General features: G+C 57.5%; 16 protein-coding genes and 3 tRNA genes. 10 read left to right on the forward strand and 9 right to left on the reverse strand.

What is annotated here, in order from left to right; all coding sequences use genetic code 11:
• Positions 1-70 precede the first annotated feature (70 nt).
• On the reverse strand, positions 71-295 hold the full coding sequence (locus tag ACSBQS_RS04720) for a DUF2594 family protein (protein ID WP_004927950.1): 225 nt from the start codon (positions 293-295) through the stop codon (positions 71-73).
• 694 nt (positions 296-989) lie between these two features.
• On the opposite strand from ACSBQS_RS04720, the gene uvrY reads away from it, so the two are divergent.
• The 7 genes from uvrY to ACSBQS_RS04755 all read left to right on the forward strand — a co-directional run bounded on the left by uvrY (position 990) and on the right by ACSBQS_RS04755 (position 5,630).
• Positions 990-1,646 (forward strand): UvrY/SirA/GacA family response regulator transcription factor, encoded by a 657-nt coding sequence (uvrY, locus tag ACSBQS_RS04725; protein ID WP_004927947.1) that lies wholly within the window; start codon positions 990-992, stop codon positions 1,644-1,646.
• Complete coding sequence (uvrC, locus tag ACSBQS_RS04730; protein ID WP_071845073.1) at positions 1,639-3,471, forward strand: excinuclease ABC subunit UvrC; 1,833 nt, start codon at positions 1,639-1,641, stop codon at positions 3,469-3,471. Before uvrY ends, uvrC begins: the two co-directional genes overlap by 8 nt.
• 58 nt (positions 3,472-3,529) lie before the next feature.
• A complete protein-coding gene (gene pgsA, locus ACSBQS_RS04735; RefSeq protein WP_434989784.1) occupies positions 3,530-4,078 on the forward strand; it encodes a CDP-diacylglycerol--glycerol-3-phosphate 3-phosphatidyltransferase in 549 nt (182 codons plus the stop codon).
• Between the two features lie 143 nt (positions 4,079-4,221).
• Positions 4,222-4,297: transfer RNA gene (locus tag ACSBQS_RS04740), tRNA-Gly, on the forward strand.
• Positions 4,298-4,656: 359 nt separating this feature from the next.
• Positions 4,657-5,109, forward strand: a complete 453-nt coding sequence (locus tag ACSBQS_RS04745; protein ID WP_047026313.1) for a hypothetical protein — start codon at positions 4,657-4,659, stop codon at positions 5,107-5,109.
• Positions 5,110-5,460: 351 nt separating this feature from the next.
• Positions 5,461-5,534, forward strand: a tRNA-Cys gene (locus ACSBQS_RS04750).
• 10 nt (positions 5,535-5,544) lie between these two features.
• Positions 5,545-5,630: transfer RNA gene (locus ACSBQS_RS04755), tRNA-Leu, on the forward strand.
• Between the two features lie 164 nt (positions 5,631-5,794).
• Here ACSBQS_RS04755 and ACSBQS_RS04760 read toward each other — a convergent pair.
• Positions 5,795-7,135, reverse strand: a complete 1,341-nt coding sequence (locus ACSBQS_RS04760) for an anaerobic C4-dicarboxylate transporter (protein WP_033642641.1) — start codon at positions 7,133-7,135, stop codon at positions 5,795-5,797.
• A gap of 237 nt (positions 7,136-7,372) precedes the next feature.
• On the opposite strand from ACSBQS_RS04760, the gene ACSBQS_RS04765 reads away from it, so the two are divergent.
• The 3 genes from ACSBQS_RS04765 to ACSBQS_RS04775 all read left to right on the forward strand — a co-directional run bounded on the left by ACSBQS_RS04765 (position 7,373) and on the right by ACSBQS_RS04775 (position 8,766).
• On the forward strand, positions 7,373-7,825 hold the full coding sequence (locus ACSBQS_RS04765; RefSeq protein WP_033642642.1) for a PaaI family thioesterase: 453 nt from the start codon (positions 7,373-7,375) through the stop codon (positions 7,823-7,825).
• Positions 7,826-7,967: 142 nt separating this feature from the next.
• On the forward strand, positions 7,968-8,249 hold the full coding sequence (locus ACSBQS_RS04770) for a hypothetical protein (RefSeq protein ID WP_033642643.1): 282 nt from the start codon (positions 7,968-7,970) through the stop codon (positions 8,247-8,249).
• Positions 8,215-8,766, forward strand: coding sequence for a hypothetical protein (locus ACSBQS_RS04775; RefSeq protein WP_033642644.1), 552 nt, complete (start codon positions 8,215-8,217; stop codon positions 8,764-8,766). The genes ACSBQS_RS04770 and ACSBQS_RS04775 overlap by 35 nt, the downstream gene beginning before the upstream one ends.
• A 55-nt stretch (positions 8,767-8,821) precedes the next feature.
• Here ACSBQS_RS04775 and ACSBQS_RS04780 read toward each other — a convergent pair whose 3' ends face one another.
• The 7 genes from ACSBQS_RS04780 to ACSBQS_RS04810 form a co-directional block, all read right to left on the reverse strand.
• On the reverse strand, positions 8,822-9,091 hold the full coding sequence (locus ACSBQS_RS04780) for a hypothetical protein (RefSeq protein WP_033642645.1): 270 nt from the start codon (positions 9,089-9,091) through the stop codon (positions 8,822-8,824).
• 252 nt (positions 9,092-9,343) lie between these two features.
• Positions 9,344-10,969 carry a GMC family oxidoreductase gene (locus ACSBQS_RS04785; protein WP_197749737.1) on the reverse strand — a complete coding sequence of 542 codons (1,626 nt, stop codon included), beginning with the start codon at positions 10,967-10,969 and terminating at the stop codon, positions 9,344-9,346.
• 108 nt (positions 10,970-11,077) lie between these two features.
• On the reverse strand, positions 11,078-12,004 hold the full coding sequence (locus ACSBQS_RS04790) for a LysR family transcriptional regulator (protein ID WP_117188673.1): 927 nt from the start codon (positions 12,002-12,004) through the stop codon (positions 11,078-11,080).
• Positions 12,005-12,102: 98 nt separating this feature from the next.
• On the reverse strand, positions 12,103-13,605 hold the full coding sequence (gene proP, locus ACSBQS_RS04795; RefSeq protein ID WP_025302375.1) for a glycine betaine/L-proline transporter ProP: 1,503 nt from the start codon (positions 13,603-13,605) through the stop codon (positions 12,103-12,105).
• A gap of 414 nt (positions 13,606-14,019) precedes the next feature.
• A complete protein-coding gene (locus ACSBQS_RS04800; protein ID WP_047026309.1) occupies positions 14,020-15,387 on the reverse strand; it encodes a TolC family protein in 1,368 nt (455 codons plus the stop codon).
• A gap of 3 nt (positions 15,388-15,390) precedes the next feature.
• Positions 15,391-17,328: a MacB family efflux pump subunit gene (locus ACSBQS_RS04805; protein ID WP_033642649.1), complete on the reverse strand. Its 1,938-nt coding sequence runs from the start codon at positions 17,326-17,328 to the stop codon at positions 15,391-15,393.
• Positions 17,325-18,530 carry an efflux RND transporter periplasmic adaptor subunit gene (locus ACSBQS_RS04810; RefSeq protein ID WP_434989788.1) on the reverse strand — a complete coding sequence of 402 codons (1,206 nt, stop codon included), beginning with the start codon at positions 18,528-18,530 and terminating at the stop codon, positions 17,325-17,327. Before ACSBQS_RS04810 ends, ACSBQS_RS04805 begins: the two co-directional genes overlap by 4 nt.
• Positions 18,531-18,551: the final 21 nt, after the last annotated feature.

Here is an 18,551-nt window from a genome sequence, read left to right on the forward strand (position 1 = left end):
GAATCAATGGCGTATTGCGTAGTGCGGGGAAAAACAGACCCGCATGAATCGCGGGTCTGAGCGGCAACGTTTACTGGCGGTAAGCGTGCTTGATTTGCTGAATGCTGTTCTTGAAGATTTCCGCCTGAGTCGGATCTTCAATCTGGGCGATGAAACGTTCCATGTTGATGATGACTTTCCCGGCATCGGCCTGGCCGATCGACTTCAGGATCAGCGTCAGCGTGGCTTTGAGGCAGGCAACCTCGGTCGCCAAGATCTCCGGGTTTGCAGACGTAGTGAAATCAACGTTGCTCATTTTCTCTCCTGATTTTTGAGGCCGTAGCCTGATACAAGCTGCTTTAGCGCACCGCGCGCGGACTATAGGCAAGTTGCCCACGCACGGCGGCGAATTTAACTGGGCGCGGAGTATAGCATAGCATGCGTCAGCCATCTGCACCGGGCTTGCTCTGGCGGCGCTGGTGGGTGAAGTTTGCTCATTGCACGTCCGGGTCATCCATTGTCGGCCAGTTATTTCGAGGCGGTTAACAAGTATTTGCCCGGCTCGTTATTGTTGAACAATCGGGGTTATTATAATTATTAGGGGCGGGTGGCACTGATTTTGCCGGCGTTGGTCGGTAATAATAGTTTTGTACGCTGGCTGTCAGGCTCGCGTTGGCCGCGGCTTTAAATATCAAATGATTACAAACAGCCAACAGCCGTGTTAATATTATTCATGTCGTGATTGCTTACACAGATTTCTCCCTCGCGGCATGATTGTCGCGCTATCCTGTGTCTGACGCAGCGCGACGAAATTATTTTCGTCGCTCGATCTTTTCCGACGTGACGATTTATCGGCGGCATAGACGGCTAAAATTGAAAAATCAGCTATGCTCCGCAAAGTTATTCGGAAGTATGTATTAATCTGTGTTCATTCTTGTCTGAAAAACAAGTAATATCTCTGGCGAAAACAGAGGCTGATTGCGTTACTCCCTTTTTTTGGAGAATTTTCCTTGATTAGCGTTCTTCTTGTTGATGACCACGAACTGGTGCGCGCAGGGATACGACGCATTCTTGAAGATATCAAAGGTATAAAAGTTGTCGGTGAGGCCCAGTGCGGTGAAGACGCCGTAAAATGGTGCCGTGGCAACGCTGTCGATATCGTGCTGATGGACATGAATATGCCGGGCATTGGCGGGCTGGAAGCCACGCGCAAGATTGTGCGTTATGCACCCGACGTCAAAGTCATCATGCTGACTATCCATACCGAAAATCCCTTGCCCGCGAAGGTGATGCAGGCGGGTGCCGCCGGCTACCTGAGCAAGGGCGCCGCGCCGCAGGAAGTGATTAACGCCTTGCGTTCCGTGCATGCGGGGCAGCGCTACATCGCGTCTGACATCGCCCAGCAAATGGCTCTGAGCCAGCTGGAGCCGCAGGCCGAAACGCCGTTCAGCTGCCTGTCTGAGCGCGAGCTGCAGATCATGTTGATGATCACCAAAGGCAAAAAAGTGAATGAGATCTCGGAGCAACTGAGTCTCAGCCCGAAAACGGTGAACAGTTACCGTTACCGTATGTTCAGCAAATTGAATATCAGCGGCGACGTCGAACTGACCCACCTGGCCATCCGACATGGATTGTTCAATGCGGAGACGTTGTTAAGCAGTGAATGACCGTTTTGATGCCAAAGCTTTCCTGAGTACCGTCACCAGCCAACCTGGCGTCTATCGTATGTATGACGCCACTGGCACGGTGATCTACGTCGGTAAAGCCAAAGACCTGAAAAAACGTCTCGCCAGCTATTTTCGGCAGCAGGTCAGCAGCCGTAAAACCGAAACGCTGGTTAAAAATATCGCGCAAATAGACGTAACGGTTACCCATACCGAAACAGAAGCGCTGTTGTTGGAACATAACTACATTAAATTGTACCAACCGCGATATAATGTTCTTTTGCGAGACGATAAATCTTATCCGCTGATTTTTCTCAGCGCCGATACCCATCCCCGTTTAGCGGTGCATCGCGGCGCCAAACACGCCAAGGGCGAATATTTCGGTCCTTTTCCCAACTCTTACGCCGTGCGCGAAACGCTGGCGCTGCTGCAGAAGCTGTTCCCGATCCGCCAGTGCGAAAACAGCGTGTATCGCAACCGTTCGCGCCCGTGTCTGCAGTATCAGATCGGCCGCTGCCTGGGCCCTTGCGTCGCCGGCCTGGTGAGTGAAGAAGAGTACCGGCAACAGGTGGACTATGTGCGGCTGTTTCTTTCGGGCAAAGATCAACAGGTGTTGCACCAGCTGATTGCCCGCATGGAAGAAGCCAGCAAGCTGCTCAATTTCGAAGAGGCGGCGCGCATACGCGATCAAATTCAGGCCGTGCGCCGTGTTACCGAGCGGCAGTTCGTCTCGGGCGACAGTGACGATCTGGATGTCATCGGCGTGGCGTTCGACGCCGGTATGGCATGCCTGCACGTGCTGTTCATCCGTCAGGGCAAGGTGTTGGGCAGCCGCAGCTATTTCCCTAAGGTGCCGGGCGGTACGGATATGAGCGAAGTGGTGCAGACTTTCGTCGGCCAGTTTTACCTGCAGGGCAGCCAGGCGCGCACGCTGCCCGGCGAGATCCTGTTGGATTTCAGCTTGCCGGAAAAGGACCTGCTCGCAGAATCGCTCTCCGAGTTGGCGGGGCGCAAGATCCAAATTCAAAGTAAGCCGCGCGGCGACCGCGCCCGTTATCTGAAGCTGGCCCGCACCAACGCGGCAACGGCGTTGACCACCAAGCTTTCGCAACAGTCGACGATCCATCAGCGGCTGGCGGAATTGGCCAAGGTGCTGAATCTGGCGGAAATCAATCGTATGGAGTGCTTCGATATCAGCCATACCATGGGCGAACAGACCGTAGCTTCGTGCGTGGTGTTCGACGGAAACGGCCCGGTGCGTTCGGAATATCGGCGCTACAATATTAGCGGCATCACCCCCGGCGATGACTACGCGGCGATGACGCAGGTGCTGAAACGCCGTTACGGCAAAGCGCTGGAAGAGAAAAAAATCCCGGATGTCATTTTCATCGACGGCGGCAAAGGGCAGCTCGGCATGGCGATCGACGTGTTCAACTCGCTGAACGTCACCTGGGACAAGAATAAACCGTTGCTGATCGGCATCGCCAAAGGCGCCGATCGCAAGGCCGGGTTAGAAACGTTGTTCTTCGTGCCGGAAGGCGAAGGGATTTCGTTGCCACCGGATTCGCCGGCGCTGCATGTGATCCAACACATCCGCGATGATTCACATAATCATGCGATTACCGGTCACCGGCAAAGAAGGGCGAAAGTCAGAAATACCAGCGCACTGGAACTGATTGAGGGCGTAGGGCCGAAACGGCGCCAGGTGCTGTTGAAGTATATGGGCGGACTGCAACCTTTGTTGAACGCCAGCGTGGAGGAAATTGCAAAAGTGCCGGGTATTTCACAAGCATTGGCAGAAAAGATCTACAATGCATTGAAACACTGAGGGCAATGTAGCAACATACTCTTAATTTCCACTTTAGCCAGATAGTTACCGTAGCATTATGCAATTGAATATACCGACTTGGCTTACCCTGTTTCGCGTAGTTCTGATCCCATTCTTTGTGCTGGCGTTTTACCTGCCGTTCAGCTGGGCTCCGATGGTTTGCGCCGTTATCTTTGTGTTTGCCGCTGTCACCGACTGGTTTGACGGTTTCCTGGCGCGCCGCTGGAAACAAACGACGCGCTTCGGGGCGTTTTTGGATCCGGTCGCGGACAAAGTGATGGTGGCGGTAGCGCTGGTGCTGGTGGCGGAGCACTACCACAGCTGGTGGATCACGCTGCCGGCGGCCACCATGATCGCCCGCGAAATCATCATTTCGTCGCTGCGCGAGTGGATGGCGGAAATTGGCAAACGCAGCAGCGTGGCGGTGTCCTGGATCGGCAAAGTGAAGACCATGGCGCAGATGATGTCGCTGGTGGGCTTGCTGTGGCGCCCGGATCGCTCTGTGGAATATGTGGCGATCGGCTTGCTGTATATTGCGGCGGTGCTGACTTTCTGGTCGATGTTCCAATATTTGAACGCGGCGCGTAACGATTTGCTGGAACAGTGATCGATACGCTGCAAAAAGCGGCAAACGATCGTGGAGGGCCAACAATTTTATTGACTCATCACGTCAGGTAAGTAGAATGCATCGCATCAGACGACAACGATGAATTGCAAAAGATAGCAAAGAAATCAGTCAGTTCTGGTAATGCGGGAATAGCTCAGTTGGTAGAGCGCAACCTTGCCAAGGTTGAGGTCGCGAGTTCGAGCCTCGTTTCCCGCTCCAAATATTAGCCTGTTGAATCCCCCGTGATTCGGCAGGTAAGGAAAAGGGGCTTCGGCCCCTTTTTCGTTTTCTGCTTCTGCGCCATTCGGCGAAACCTTTCTTCATCTTCCCATATCGATTATTGACTCTTCTCACGTATCTTTCCTGTCGTTGTCATACTGTTGGATGCAGCCGTTAAACGGTGAAACAATAATTTGATACGTCCGGCGGTTCGCCATGCAAGAAGAAAATAATGCGGCGTATGACGCCATCTGAGCACTCAGGCACAGCCATGCATCGCTGTCGCCTCGTCAAATCGCTGGGTTATCGGCAAAGTGAAGCTGTAGGTCGGTCTTTTGAAACCGGGCATAGGAGGATGTATGGAATCTGGTGCTTTAAAGCATCTGATAAGAACGGCGGCGGGATGTGCGCTGTTCTTCGGCCTGGTCGCCCCGCCGTTGGGGGGCGTGCTCATGTTTCTGCTGATGGCGTTCGGCAGCGGTGAGTGGGTGGGAATAAGTCTTCTCGATGCCGGCGACTTGCTGGGCATGGCGGGGTTTATCGGCATTTTTTCTTATGCGCTCGGTTTTTTGCCGGCATGTTTGGCGGGGGCTATTGCCGGTATCGCCCATTCAGGCATTCGCCAATTGCGGTGGTTTCTGCTGTTGTGTGCGGTGGTTTCCGCCATTGCTCCCGGTTTGCTGAATGCCGATCAGCGTATTTTTGGCGCGATCGCGGTCTTACCGGGAATGTTCGCCGGGTTTTTATGGTGGCGTCGAAGATTGCGTGATGCCCCGACCGATGAGGTTTTGCACGATAGCCCTTCGCCATAAGCAAGCGAAAAGCCGGGGAGAGCTATTCCTGTCGAGAAAAAGAACCGTTTTGCCCATGAATTTCTGAGCCGATGCATATAATATCAACATTGCGCTTGCCTTTTCGTTGGCATTGTGAACAGTGCGCCCACAAAATAAGCAGTTGAAAGCGTTAGAGAACTTTTTGCTATTTCGGGGGGTTGCCAAGGTGGGGGGTTTAGTCCATAATGCAGTCCATCGATTCGGCAGTAACGAAATAAATTACTTAAGAATCAGATGATTAGGATAAGCGATTTTATCATCGCAATCCCGAAGAACAAAACGAAGTGGGTGATTCACCGGCTTTGGCCTGAAAAGGCAAAACAGAATAAAGGCGCGTTAACAAAGCGGTTATGTAGCGGATTGCAAATCCGTCCAGTCCGGTTCGACTCCGGAACGCGCCTCCAACTTTCCCGAGCCCGGGTGGTGAAATCGGTAGACACAAGGGATTTAAAATCCCTCGGCTTATGGCTGTGCGGGTTCAAGTCCCGCCCCGGGTACCAGGGAACGAAAATACCGAATAATCAAAGCAATAAGTAGTAATGTCGTAGACCGCCGAGAGGCGGTTTTTTTGTGTCTGAAATTCGCATTACGCCTGCATTTTTTTCCTTTCTTGTCATGCCGCCACCCTGCCTGCAGGGAGCCCCGCAGGGCTCCACACTACAGATCATAAGAAACCGAACGCCGCGGCGAGGATCCAGCCGAAGACGCAGGAGACGCTGACGCCGATCAGGCCCGGTAGAATGAAGCTGTGATTGATCACGAAGCGGCCGATGCGGGTGGTGCCGGAGCGGTCGAACTGAATTGCCGCCAAATCGCTGGGGTAGGTCGGTAAAATATAATAACCGTAGCAGGCCGGCGCCGAAGCGACGATATAGGCCGGGTTGACGCCGATCGCCAGCGCCACCGGCACCAGCGCCGCCAGCGCGGCGGCCTGCGAATTGACGAATTTCGACACCAGCAGCAGGATCAGCGCATAGGCCCAGGGGTACTCTTTCACCAGCACGCCCAGCGTGGCTTCTATCTGCGTCAGGTGCGCGCCGAACATGGTTTCCGCCATCCAGGCGACGCCATACACCGCCACGATGGCAATCATGCCGGAACGGAACACCTCGTTTTTAGAGATAGACGCCGGGTTGGTGCGGGTAATGATGACGATCAGCGCCCCGGCCATCAGCATGCACATCTGGATCACCAGAACCATGGAAAGTGGCTTGCCACCGAAGCTGGGCCGCAGGTCGGAAAAAGCCCCCAGCACCGCCACCAGGGCGATCGTGGCGAGGAAAATCCACATGGCGATCCAGTTGCTGCGTGGCAATACCCGGTCCAGCAGGGTGGCGGCGTCGCCATAGACGTAGCGATGGTTCTCCGGCACCGAGATGAATTTCTGAAACTCGGGATCTTTGTCCAGGTCTTTGCCGCGGAACCAACTGAAGATACCGATCGCCAGAATGCCGCACAGGGTGGAAGGAATGGTGATCGACAGCAGATCGAGGAATTCCAGATGGCGGCCATTGAAGGTGTAGCTGCTGAGCATCGCCACCAGTGAAACGACAGCCACCGAGACCGGGCTGGCGATAATGCCCATCTGCGCGCCGATCGAGCTGGCTGCCATCGGCCGTTCCGGGCGGATGTTATTTTTGATCGCCACGTCATAGATGATCGGCAAGATGGTGTACACCACATGGCCGGTGCCGCACAGAATAGTGAGAATGCAGGTGACGAACGGCGCGATGATCGAGACATATCGCGGGTTGCGCCGCAGCATCCGCTCGGCGATCTGGAGCATGACGTCCAACCCGCCTGAGGCCTGCAGGGTGGCGGAGGCCGCCACCACCGCGATGATCACCAGCATCACGTCTACCGGCGGTTTGCCGGGCTGCAGGTGAAAGCCGAACACCAGAATCATCAAACCGATACCGCCCAGCAACCCCAGCGCAATGCCGCCTTTACGCGCCCCATACAGCAGGCATGCCAATATAACCGCTAATTGCAGAAAGAAATCCATGATAGATACGCCTTAATAATGTTGAACTTAACTACGTTCAGTTTCCGGCGGCGTTTACAGCAGAAAGTTGTTTTAAATCTAAAGGCATTAATAAATTGTGGTTATTAACCTTAAAGAGTGATGTCGGTCACATTCAAAGAACATAGAGAGCGGGCGGAAAGCGGCATCAGCACGAAAAAGCAAGCCAAGAGGTCAGACCTCTCCTATATGACGGATTTACCACCAGAGGAGAGAGTTATGGATCCGACAAAAATGACGGGGCTGGCGTTATTACAGGCAGCGATGGCCGGCAAAATTCCACCGGCTTCGATCGCTGAAACGGTGCCCATGAAACCGGCCGCGGTTGAAGAGGGATATATCCGCATCGTGGCGCGGGCCGACGAACGCCATCTTAACCCGCTGGGCGGCGTTCATGGCGGCTTCGCCGCCACGGTTTTGGACTCGGTGACCGGTTGCGCGGTGCACAGTACGCTGGGCGCAGGGACGGGTTATGGCACCGTCGATCTGCAGGTGAAAATGTTGCGCCCGGTACCGAAGGAGATTGATCTGATCGCCGAGGGGCGTCTGGTCTATGCGTCGAAAAACGTCGCTTTCGCGGAAGGCACGCTCAAAACGGCGGAAGGAAAATTGCTGGCTTCGGCAACCGCCACTTGCTTTATCATTCGCTCTACCGAACAGCCGCCACAATAACCTGCCATTTATCAGGCCCCGGTTCTTCCATCCGGGGCCTGATGCATTTCTCTGTCGGCTGCACCGATCGCCGCGATACGGCCGCAGGCGCGATGCGTCATTGTGGTCTAGTATTCTTGGGTAAAAATTTATCGGGGTGAGTATGCAGCCGTATAAAGAGGTTGAGTTTGATCATGAGCTTTGTCTGGCGATCGGCAGAGCCGTATTGGACGTGGTAGCGCAAGGGGAAGAAACCAGCGCGACGTCGGTGATGAGCGCCATTGAGCGGGCGGTGGAACAGGGGCTGAACGACGACGACACCGCCGTTGCCGACGACGCGCTGGATTTGATGGCTCGTCTCATTCACGGCTGCGGATTTATTAATCTATCGGGTGAAGAGGAGACTTCCCATGCATTGGTTGAATTTCAAGCGCTACAAGAGTGACGTCGCCAAACAGGCCGTGCCGCCGCATCTGAATGCCGCTGAATTTGCGCGGCATTATGCCGATAAGCCGCAGGAGAATACGGAAGAGTATCTTTCGCTCAGCGGGGAGATGTGTTGGGATGCGGTGGTGCTGTGCGCCCACCGTTCCGGCGCGCTCAGTAAGGCGAAATACAAGCAGCTGTGGCTGACGGTGTTCGATAAGCAGTACAAACATTTCGTCAGCCCCGACGATACCGAGATCCGCACCATGGCGGATATGCTGCGCGCCCCGCAGGGATGTTTTATCGGGATATTCTCCATGCGCGACGCGGCCTCGCCCCGATTGCTGCATGCCATGATCGGCACCGGCGCGGGATTTGCCGCAGGCAATAAAAATCTTTGCATCGGCGTGGGAGGCGCGGTCGGCTGGGAAAATCTCAATCTGGCGCGCGATCTGCGCTGGCAGCCGGAAGGCGGTTTTCTACGCCAGGGCGACAGTGAAGTGCTGCGTATTTTTTATCGGCCTTTCCCCGCCTGAAATGGTCCGGACGCTTTTTAGGGTAAAAAAACCGCCGTTGGGCGGTTTTTGCGTCTTATTTGAACCCGCCGCTGCGGATGAAGTCGAGACCGGCGGCGGTGATCCGCGTTTGGTGCGGATCGATATCATAGTTGTTCTCGTCGATGTCGCTCATCACGTAGGCCTGTATCAGCCCCTTGGTTTTGAGATAGGCGAAGGGATCCGCGAAGGCGTGCGGGCTGGTGGCGTCCTGCTTCCACAGTTCGTAAGTTTTCTCATCCAGCGTGCCGGGATGATTGGCGGCCAGTCGGGTCAGGATCTGATTGTAGAACACATAGTCGGTCATGATGCGGTCCTCTTTATCGCGAGCGACAGTCTCGGAAAATGACGTAACGTCTATCAATCATAGCCGATGTTTGCTCGCCGCCTGCGTTATCGCGAATCCAGGTTATCCACGCTGGCTTTCGAACCAGTGAAACAGACGCGAAATGGTAAGGCTGAGATCGCCGATGTTGAAGAGCGCGCCGCTGCGGAATGGCGAAGGCCGGCCATCAGGATGACCGGCCGGGTTTCAACAGCCTATCTTGCCGCCAAACGGTCAGGCATAGTGGCGGGCGATATGCTCGGCGGTGGCGATCGTCGTCACATTAGTGGCGACGGAGGGCACGTCGGGGAAAATGGAGGCGTCGACAACCCGAAGCCCGTGCACGCCGTGCACGCGGCCCTGAAGGTCAACGACCGCCTTCGGGTCGCCGGCATTCCCCATCGGCGCGGAGGAGGTCGGGTGATGATAGGTATCCAACGTCGCCGTCATCGAGGCCAGAATGGCCTCGTCGCTGTCTGCGGCGGGCGCAAGCTCGCTGTGGATAAGCGTAGACAGCGGGGCGGTTTGCCCTATTTTTCGCGCCAGTTTAACCCCCTCCAGCAAGCGAACACGGTCGCTCTCTTGCGCCAGGAAGTTAAGGTCAATGTGAGGGGCTGCCATTGGATCGCGGCTTTCCAGCCAGATGCGTCCGGTGGATTGCGGCCGGGTCAGCGCCACCGCCAGGACAAAACCGACGCCGGTGGGGCTTTGGTCATGTGGGAACAGATGCGTCGCGGTAATGTGCAGATCGAGCTCCCCCGGTTCCGCCCGGCTGCTGCGGGTCCACAGCTTGGCGCCGATAACCGGCGATTGGCTGCCGATGACGTCGGGGCGGGCTGCGTAGGCATTGTAATAAAAGGGGTGATCGACCAGGTTTTCACCGACGGGCAAATCGGCGACGACGGGGATCCCCAGACGCTTCGACTGTTGCGCAGGCGCAATGCCGGATCGCATCAAAACGGCGGCGCTGCCGTAGGTTCCGGCGCTCAGGATCACTTCAGCGGCATGGATTTCTTCGCCACTGGCCAGGCGAACGCCGATCGCGCGCTGCCCGTCAAATATCACGCGGTCGACCAGCGTATCGGCACGCAGGATGAGATTGTCTCTGGCGCGCGTTTTCTCATCCAGATAGGCCATGCCGGTGTTAACGCGCACACCGTTGACGATATTCATCGGGTAGGGGCCGACGCCATTCGCTGAAGGGCCGTCAAAATCGTCGATGGCGTCATAGCCGTTGGCGCGCGTGGCGGCGACGAAAGCGCGTTGCATTGGCGTGATGTCATCCAATGTGAGTTGCACGACGGGGAAAGGACCGCTATCGCCATGGATTGCGCGGTCGTGCAGGCCATGACGAGTCTCCAGTTTTTTGAAGGAGGGCAGCAGATCCTGATAGCGCCATCCCGGCAGATCCCAGCGTTTGAAATCTTCCGGGCGGGCGCGGATCGCCACGGCGCCGTTGACGCCTGAACTGCCACCCAGGACTTTACCGCGGATGGCGCCGATCGCGTGGCTGACATAGCCGGGTTCTGTCCGGTATCCCCATTCGAATTCCGGGTCGCCATTGGCGCCGAGCACGTCGCTGTTCGCGATGAGGCGCGGATAATCGTAGGGCGCGTAACTGTGTCCGGCCTCTATCAGCAGGACCCGGCGCGTTGGGTTTTCGCTGAGGCGAGCCGCCATCACCGCGCCGGCGGAACCGCCGCCGACGATGATCACGTCGAAGGTGGATGGCTCGCTGGCGCGTTGGGCCGGTTGTGTTTGCGCCGCCGACGCGGAACTTGATGCGCAAGCGCTGAGCGTGGCGGCGGCTGAAACGGCCAGCGTTTGGGATATCAGCTGACGGCGTGACAGGTCTTTCATGGCGTAGTCTCCAGAGCGGGCGGAAGGTGTGTTCTGCAGACTAAAACCCGGAGATAAAAGCGACAAGCGGGCGAAATTCGAACCTGCTGTTCGCGTTCTGCGAACCTTTCAGGTTGACGTCAGGAAAGGGGACAGCGCGGTTTCCCAACTGGGCGTAGGGCCAATGTGCTCACTCAGAAAGTCCACCAGCGCCTTGATCTTGGGGGATGCGCGTTTTGAACGGCGATAGACGGCGGAAATGTCGCCGCCGTCGGGTGAATAGGCGGCCAGCACAATGCGCAGTTCCCCTGCGCGTATCGCGTCGGCGGCGATAAATGCGGGCAGGATGGCGAGGCCCAAACCGGCTTTCGCCGCCGCCAGCAGGTGAAAAGCATTATCGGTGCGCAGGCGTTTGCCGATACGAAACGATCGGATCTCGCCTTCGATGGGGAGTTGCAGCATGCCGGTCGGCTCGCGGTGAATATACAGCAACCCCTGATGCTGTTGCAGGTGTTGCGGGTGCGTCGGCGTGCCTTGACGCGCAAGATAGGCTGGGCTGGCGCAAATCAAGTGACGGTTGGCGCAGATGCGCTGCGCGATCAGGTCGGAATCCGCCAAGGCGCCGATACGGATGGCGACGTCGAAATTTTCCTGATTCAGATTGGCCAGGCGATCGCTGTACTCCACGTCCAGATTGAGGTTCGGGTATTGTTCCATAAAGGCGGATAACAGCGGCGCCAGATAGCGGATGCTGAACGCCATCGGCGCGGTTAACCGCAGTGGGCCCTGCAGTTGGCCGTGCAGTGTTCGCACCGACTCTTCGGCATCGCTCACTTCGCTTAATATGAGAACGGCGCGCTGATAGAACAGGTGGCCGGCGTCGGTCAGCCCAAGCGTTTTCCCGCGTTCGAACAGCACAGTCCCAAGGCGCGTCTCCAACTGCTGGATGCGTCTGCTGACCACCGACTTGGTGGTGCCCAAGCGGCGGGCGGCGGCGCTGATGTTGGCGGCCTCGACCACGGCGATATAGGTCGTCATCTCCTGAAACTGATTCATTCATCTCTCCTTCGGCATCCGCCGGGTCAAGTTACCACTCTGTGCACGCCAGGCAAAAAAAACCACCCGGGCGGGTGGTTTTTGCTTGTCAGAGCGAATCAGTCCAGTTTGGGGTGCTGGTCGATCAGGATCTGTTTTTTCTTTTCCAGTTCGGCGATCTGCGCGTTGATGTCCTCGACTTTCTGTTCGATGTTGTCGTAGGTTTCCTGCAGCAGCTCTTTTGCCTCGGAGCGGTCAGAGGCGGCCGGCGTCGCGCCGCGTAGCGGCTTGTTGGCGGTTTCTTTCATGTACAGACCGGTGATAAGACCGATCACCGCAACAACCATCAGGTAGTAGGCCGGCATGTACAGGTTGCCGGTTGCTTCCACCAGCCAGGCGGCAACGGTCGGCGTCGCACCGGCGATCAGTACCGAAATGTTGAACGAAATCGCCAGCGCGCTGTAGCGAATGTGCGTCGGGAACATCGCCGGCAGGATGGAGGCCATCACCCCGGTGAAGGAGTTGAGCAGTACCGCCAGCACCAACAGGCCGACGAAAATCAGGCCGATGACGTTGCTGTTGATCAGAATGAAGCACGGGATCGCCAACGCCAACAGGCCGATGCTGCCGCCGATGATAAACGGCTTACGGCCGATGCGGTCACTGGTCAGGCCGATCACCGGCTGCACGAACAGCATGCCGATCATGATGGCGATGATGATCAGAACGCCGTGATCTTCCGAGTAGTGCAGGTTATGCGACAGGTAGCTCGGCATGTAAGTCAGCAGCATGTAATAGGTCACGTTGGTGGAAATCACGATACCGACGCACACCAGTAAACTTTTCCAGTGCTTGGCCGCGATCTCTTTGAACGAGGTCTTTGGCGGATTCTCGATGGCGTTGCGATCCTCTTTCTCCATCTTGTCCACGTGCTGCTGGAACGCCGGGGTTTCTTCCAGCGCATGGCGCAGGTAGAGACCGATCAGGCCCAGCGGCGCGGCGATGAAGAACGGGATACGCCAGCCCCAGTCGAGGAAGTTGGCTTCGCCGACGATGCTGGAGATCAGCACCACTACGCCTGCGCCCATCACAAAGCCGGCGATGGAGCCGAAGTCCAGCCAGCTGCCCATAAAGCCGCGTTTGCGGTCCGGTGAGTATTCGGCGACGAAGATCGCCGCACCGGAATATTCACCGCCGACGGAGAAGCCTTGCGCCAGTTTGGCCAGCAGCAGCAGGATCGGCGCCCAGATGCCGATCGACGCATAGGACGGGATCAGGCCGATACAGAAGGTGCTGACCGCCATGATGATAATGGTGACCGAGAGCACTTTTTGACGGCCGAACTTGTCGCCCATGGCGCCGAAGAACAGACCGCCGAGCGGACGCACCAGGAAGGGGACGGAGAAGGTCGCCAGCGCGGCGATCATTTGTACGCCGGGAGAGGCGCCGGGGAAGAAGACCTGGCCAAGCGCATAGGCGACAAAGCCGTATACGCCGAAGTCGAACCACTCCATTGCGTTGCCGAGGGCCGCGGCGGTAATGGCCTTCTTGAGTTTGCTGTCATCGATGATGGTGATGTCGTTAATGTGCATCGGTTTATGTCGTTTTTTTCTTAACTTCATATAATCATCCCTTAATGAATTATTCGTTGTTCGTGAAAGCGTAATCTCCGTTCACTGTTGTTTTCGAGTTATCAAGTCGGCTAATCGAATCGCGGTTCAAGACGATTCATTATCCACATTTAAGTTGAGATGTGGATCACAAAATAGCGTCGCTCATGCCGATGTTATGTCATTTAGGTGACTAATTATTTTGCATCTATAGCTTAACGTTATATCTTGCGGCGATCAAATCCAGCAGCTTAACTTAAGTGTTTGCACCGATTTGGTGCGAGAATGGTCTGATAATTGTGCGATCTGGCGATTTTTCGGCTGATTGATGGTGTTTCCAGTATAGAGAATACGGGAGATAACAAAGGAAAAATTGATGTGTTCGCCGCTAAAAAAGCGCCTGGCCGGGTGGCCAGGCCGCTGAGATTACGGCGCCGATGAACCGCCGAATTCGAGATAGATTTTCGCCAGATTCTGGTACTGCGCGAAACGGTTTTCATCCACCGCCAGTTCCGCCTGACGGCGTTGTTCCTGAGCGTTCAGCCAGTCGGTAATGGTGACGGCGCCCTGTCGATAACGCACCTCGTTCAACCGCTCCGATTTACGCGCCAACGCCAGTGAGGCGCGCAACTGCGTCTCCTGCGCCAGCAGCTGCGTGCGCAGTGACAGCGCGTTGTTCACATCGCCCATCGCTCTGTACAGCGCCTGCTTGAAGGCCAGAACTTGCTGTTCATAGTCGTTGCGGGCGATCTTGATCTCCACGCCCATTTGCCGCCACTGCAGGAACGGCAGCGTCAGGCCGGCGCCGAGGCTGCCCGTCGGGTTGCGCAGGAATTCCAGTAGCGCGCTGCTGCTGGCGCCCAGTGAACCGGTCAGGCTGAACGCGGGATAGTATTGCAGACGTTTTTCATCGACGTTGGCCAGGGCGGCGCGCAACCGCAGCTCTTGAGCGCTGAGATCCGGGCGACGGCTCAGGACGCTGGCGGGAATGCCGGTGTTGATCTGCGGCATCGCCGTCGTCGGCAGGCGCGCGGGTGCGATGGTGGCCTGGCCTGATGGCGCGCCCAGCAGCACCGCCTGTTCGTTCAGCGCCTGTTGACGATCGTGTTGTAACGCCACCAGGCTGCGTTCCTGAGTCAGCAAGTTTTGTTCCGCATTCACTACGTCCAGCGCCGAGATGCTGCCGGCCTGATAACGGGCGTTGGCCAGCCGCAGCGTCGTTTTGGCATAGGCGATGCTCGCCTGGCTGACGCTGATTTGTTGATTGAGAAAACCGATGCGCCAGTAGTTGGTGGCGGCATCGGCCAACAGCTTCAGGCGCGCCGCCTGCAGATCCTGCACGGAAGCCTGGCTGCTCCACTCGGCCGCGTCGCGCTGGCGCGCCAGCTTGCCCCACAGATCGACCTCATAGCTGGTGGTGAGCGACGCGTTGCTGGTTTTATTCCACGCGGAGGACTCGGACAGCGGGCGATTAATGCCGCTGCCTAATGAGGCGCTGACGCCGGGCGCGGTGCTGATGCCGACGCGTTCCGCCTCGAGCCGCGCGCGGTAAACGCGCAGCACGGCGGCGGCCAGATCGTTATTGCTCGCCATCACCTGTTGCAGCCAACGATCGAGCTCGGGATCGTGGAAATCGCGCCAGTCGAACGGCGTCGGCGCGGCGTTGTCGGCAGCGTATTGCCACCCCGCAGGATAGTTGACCTGCGGCGCCCGGTAGTCGCTTTTCAGGGCATTGCCGCAGCCGGCGGTGAGCAGGGCGGCGAGGCTTAACGCCAGGGGAGATAAAATTTTCATGGGTTACTCGCTGGCCAATGAAACGACCGGATCCATCCTTGCCGCTTTGCGGGCGGGGAGATAACCGAAGATCATGCCGATTAAGGTTGAACAGAAAAATGCCGTGGCGGCGGCTTGCCAGGAATAGATGGCGGTGAACATGCCGCCCGCCAGCGAGGTGAACAGCGACCCGGCGGCGAACGACAGCGCGATGCCCAAAGCGCCGCCGATCAGACAGACCAGCACCGCCTCTATCATGAACTGTTGCATGATGTCGCTGCGCCGCGCGCCGACCGCCATGCGCACGCCGATTTCGTGGGTGCGTTCGGTCACCGAGACCAGCATGATGTTCATCACGCCCAGGCTGCCGATCACCAGCGCGATGGACGCCACCATCAGGATCAGCAGGCTGAAAGTCATTGACGTGCGTTCGATGGACTTTCGGATTTTATCGAAGTTGTACAAACGGAAATCTTTTACGCCATGGCGTTGGGTCAACAGCTGTGTGATAGCGGTGACGGCCGATTCGCTGGCGACATTGTCCTTTAGCCGAACGGTGATGCCGCTGAGCGTCGGTTTGCCTACCATGCGATACATCACCGTGCTGTAGGGCATCCAAACAGTAATGCGATTGGGCGCGTAGTTGCGATTGCTTTTCGCCACACCGATCACTCGGGCCGGCACCGAGCCGAGAAACACGATCTGGCCGAGCGGCTCGACGCCGAAATCGCCGAACAGCGCCTGGCGCGCATTGTCGTCGATGATCACTTCCTGCAGCGCATTACGATCGTCGCGGAAAGTCACGCCTTGTAACAGCTCGACGCCGTTAACGCGGAAATAGTCGCGCCCGACGCCGGTGATCGAGGCGGTGGCGGATTTGCTGCGAAAACGGATGCTGTCGGAAGCGTCTACTTCCGGGCTGACGCTGTCGACGAAGCTTTGCTGCGCCAGCGCGTCGGCATCGGCCGGCACCAGAGTGCGGATGCTGTCGATGGCGTCGTCGAAGAAATCGCGGCCCGGATAGATGCTTACCACGTTAGTGCCGAGATCTTTGAGGTTTTCCAGCGTGCGCTGTTTGGCGCCTTCGCCCAGCGCCACTACCGTGACCACGGCGGCGATGCCGAAGATGATGCCGGTCATGGTCAGCGCGGTGCGCAGACGATGAGCGTTCATCGCTTTCAGCGCCATGTGCAGCGATTCGCGGGTGCGGTCGATCAGGCGTTGCCAGCCGCTTTGCCGGCTGCGGTTCGGCGGCGGCAACGATGGGCCGGACGCCGACTTGCGGCCGCTGTCAGCGATGATCTTGCCGTCTTGCAGTTCGATGACGCGCTGCGCATGTTGCGCCACTTTCATATCGTGGGTGACGATCACCACGGTGTGGCCGCGCTGATTCAGTTCGCTCAGGATCGCCAGCACTTCCTGGCCGGATTGGGTGTCCAGCGCGCCGGTCGGTTCGTCCGCCAGGATGATCTCACCGCCGTTGATCAGGGAGCGGGCGATGCTGACGCGCTGCTGTTGGCCGCCGGAAAGCTGGCCGGGCTTGTGGTCTTCGCGTCCCTCAAGCCCCAACCGCGCCAGCAATTGCGCCGCCCGCTGCCGACGCTGATCGCGCCGGGCGTTGGCGTAGATGGCCGGGATTTCGACGTTGCCCAGCGCGCTGAGATCGGGCATCAGGTGATAGCGCTGGAAGATAAAACCGATATGTTCGCGGCGCAGGCGGGCCAATTCGTCCGGCGACAGGTGGGCGGCGTTTTGGCCGCTGATGTAGTAATCGCCGCGATCCGGCACGTCGAGGCAGCCCATGATGTTCATCAGCGTCGATTTGCCGGAGCCGGAGGCGCCGATGATCGCCACCAGCTCGCCGGCGGCGATGGTCAGATCGATATCTTTCAACACCGTTAACGCTTGACCGCCGTTGGTGTACGTTCGGCTGATGCCTTTTAGTTCGATGATCGCGTTCACAGGAAGATGCCATCCTCAGCCGATTTGGCGGCGGGCTGCGACAGCACCACGGTTTCACCGGCTTTCAGGCCGCTGAGGATCTGAATGTCGACATTGTTGGTGATGCCAGTGGTCACTTTGCGCGTTTCCAACCGCTGGTCCTGGGTCAGCACCTGCACCTGCTGCTCTTTGCCATCGATTTTATGCACCGCCTGGATCGGCACCAGCAGGGTGTTCTTCGCGTCGCCGAGCAGCAAGGACACCTGCGCGGTCATGGCGATGCGCAGGCGGTTTTCCGGGTTTGGCACGTCCAGCAGCGCGTTGTAATAGACCGAGGCGTTCGAGGTGCCGGAGCCGGAAGCGGAGCTGGTGCTGGCGAGCGAGTCGTCTTTCATCACCGATTCCGGTGCCAGCTCGATGGTGCGCAGCGTGGCGTCGTAGCGCTTATCCGGATCGGAAAAAATAGTGAAGTAAGCCTTTTGTCCCGGCGAAATGCGGGTGATGTCGGCTTCGGAGATCTGCGCCTTAATGGTCATCATATCCAGCCGCGCCAGCTTGACGATGGTCGGCGCACTTTGGCTGGAGTTGACCGTTTGTCCCTGCTGCGTGACCACGGCGATAACAATGCCGTCCATCGGCGCAACCACGCGGGTATAGCCCAGATCGATTTTTTTCTTCTCGACTTCGATCTGCGATTGCACCAACTGCGCATTGAGCGCCTGCAGATCGGCGCGAGTGGTGGCGAGCGAGGCTTCGGCGGTCTCGAAGTCTTCCCGAGAACTGGCTTCGTCGTTCAGCATGCGGCGCTGGCGTTTGAAACGCGACTCCGCCTGTTTCAGCAAGGCCTGTTTAGCTAACATATTGGCTTTGACTACGTTCAGCGCCGCTTCGGCATTGCGCAGATCGTTGCGCTGTTGCAGATCGTCGATGTCGGCGATCGGTTGCCCTTTGGTGACGCGATCGCCCAGCTTGACCTTCAGCGATTTGACTTCGCCGGAGACGCGGGCGCCGACGTTGACGCGTTCGATGGCATCCAGCCGCCCGGTGGCCAGCACGGCGTTTTCGATATCGCCCAGGCGGGCCGGCGCGGTAACGTAATCCTGCTGCGGCGGGCGTTGCCAAAAGATGGCCAGCGCGACGGCGACGGCGATGAAAACGATGGCGGCGATCAACGCCAGACGGCGGGAGGGGAGTTTCAGTGATGACATACCCAGGTTTTCCATAACGATAAAAGCGGCGGTTCC

This window comes from Serratia sp. H402Y (assembly GCF_051172415.1).
GTDB lineage: Bacteria > Pseudomonadota > Gammaproteobacteria > Enterobacterales > Enterobacteriaceae > Serratia > Serratia ureilytica.

Bases quoted from the DNA above. Each gene is read 5' to 3' on its own strand.
- ACSBQS_RS04720 (WP_004927950.1), bottom strand. From the start codon at position 295: ATGAGCAACGTTGATTTCACTACGTCTGCAAACCCGGAGATCTTGGCG.
- pgsA (WP_434989784.1), top strand. From the start codon at position 3,530: ATGCAATTGAATATACCGACTTGGCTTACCCTGTTTCGCGTAGTTCTG.
- ACSBQS_RS04745 (WP_047026313.1), top strand. From the start codon at position 4,657: ATGGAATCTGGTGCTTTAAAGCATCTGATAAGAACGGCGGCGGGATGT.
- ACSBQS_RS04760 (WP_033642641.1), bottom strand. From the start codon at position 7,135: ATGGATTTCTTTCTGCAATTAGCGGTTATATTGGCATGCCTGCTGTAT.
- ACSBQS_RS04765 (WP_033642642.1), top strand. From the start codon at position 7,373: ATGGATCCGACAAAAATGACGGGGCTGGCGTTATTACAGGCAGCGATG.
- ACSBQS_RS04770 (WP_033642643.1), top strand. From the start codon at position 7,968: ATGCAGCCGTATAAAGAGGTTGAGTTTGATCATGAGCTTTGTCTGGCG.
- ACSBQS_RS04775 (WP_033642644.1), top strand. From the start codon at position 8,215: ATGCATTGGTTGAATTTCAAGCGCTACAAGAGTGACGTCGCCAAACAG.
- ACSBQS_RS04780 (WP_033642645.1), bottom strand. From the start codon at position 9,091: ATGACCGACTATGTGTTCTACAATCAGATCCTGACCCGACTGGCCGCC.
- ACSBQS_RS04785 (WP_197749737.1), bottom strand. From the start codon at position 10,969: ATGAAAGACCTGTCACGCCGTCAGCTGATATCCCAAACGCTGGCCGTT.
- ACSBQS_RS04790 (WP_117188673.1), bottom strand. From the start codon at position 12,004: ATGAATCAGTTTCAGGAGATGACGACCTATATCGCCGTGGTCGAGGCC.
- proP (WP_025302375.1), bottom strand. From the start codon at position 13,605: ATGAAGTTAAGAAAAAAACGACATAAACCGATGCACATTAACGACATC.
- ACSBQS_RS04800 (WP_047026309.1), bottom strand. From the start codon at position 15,387: ATGAAAATTTTATCTCCCCTGGCGTTAAGCCTCGCCGCCCTGCTCACC.
- ACSBQS_RS04810 (WP_434989788.1), bottom strand. From the start codon at position 18,530: ATGGAAAACCTGGGTATGTCATCACTGAAACTCCCCTCCCGCCGTCTG.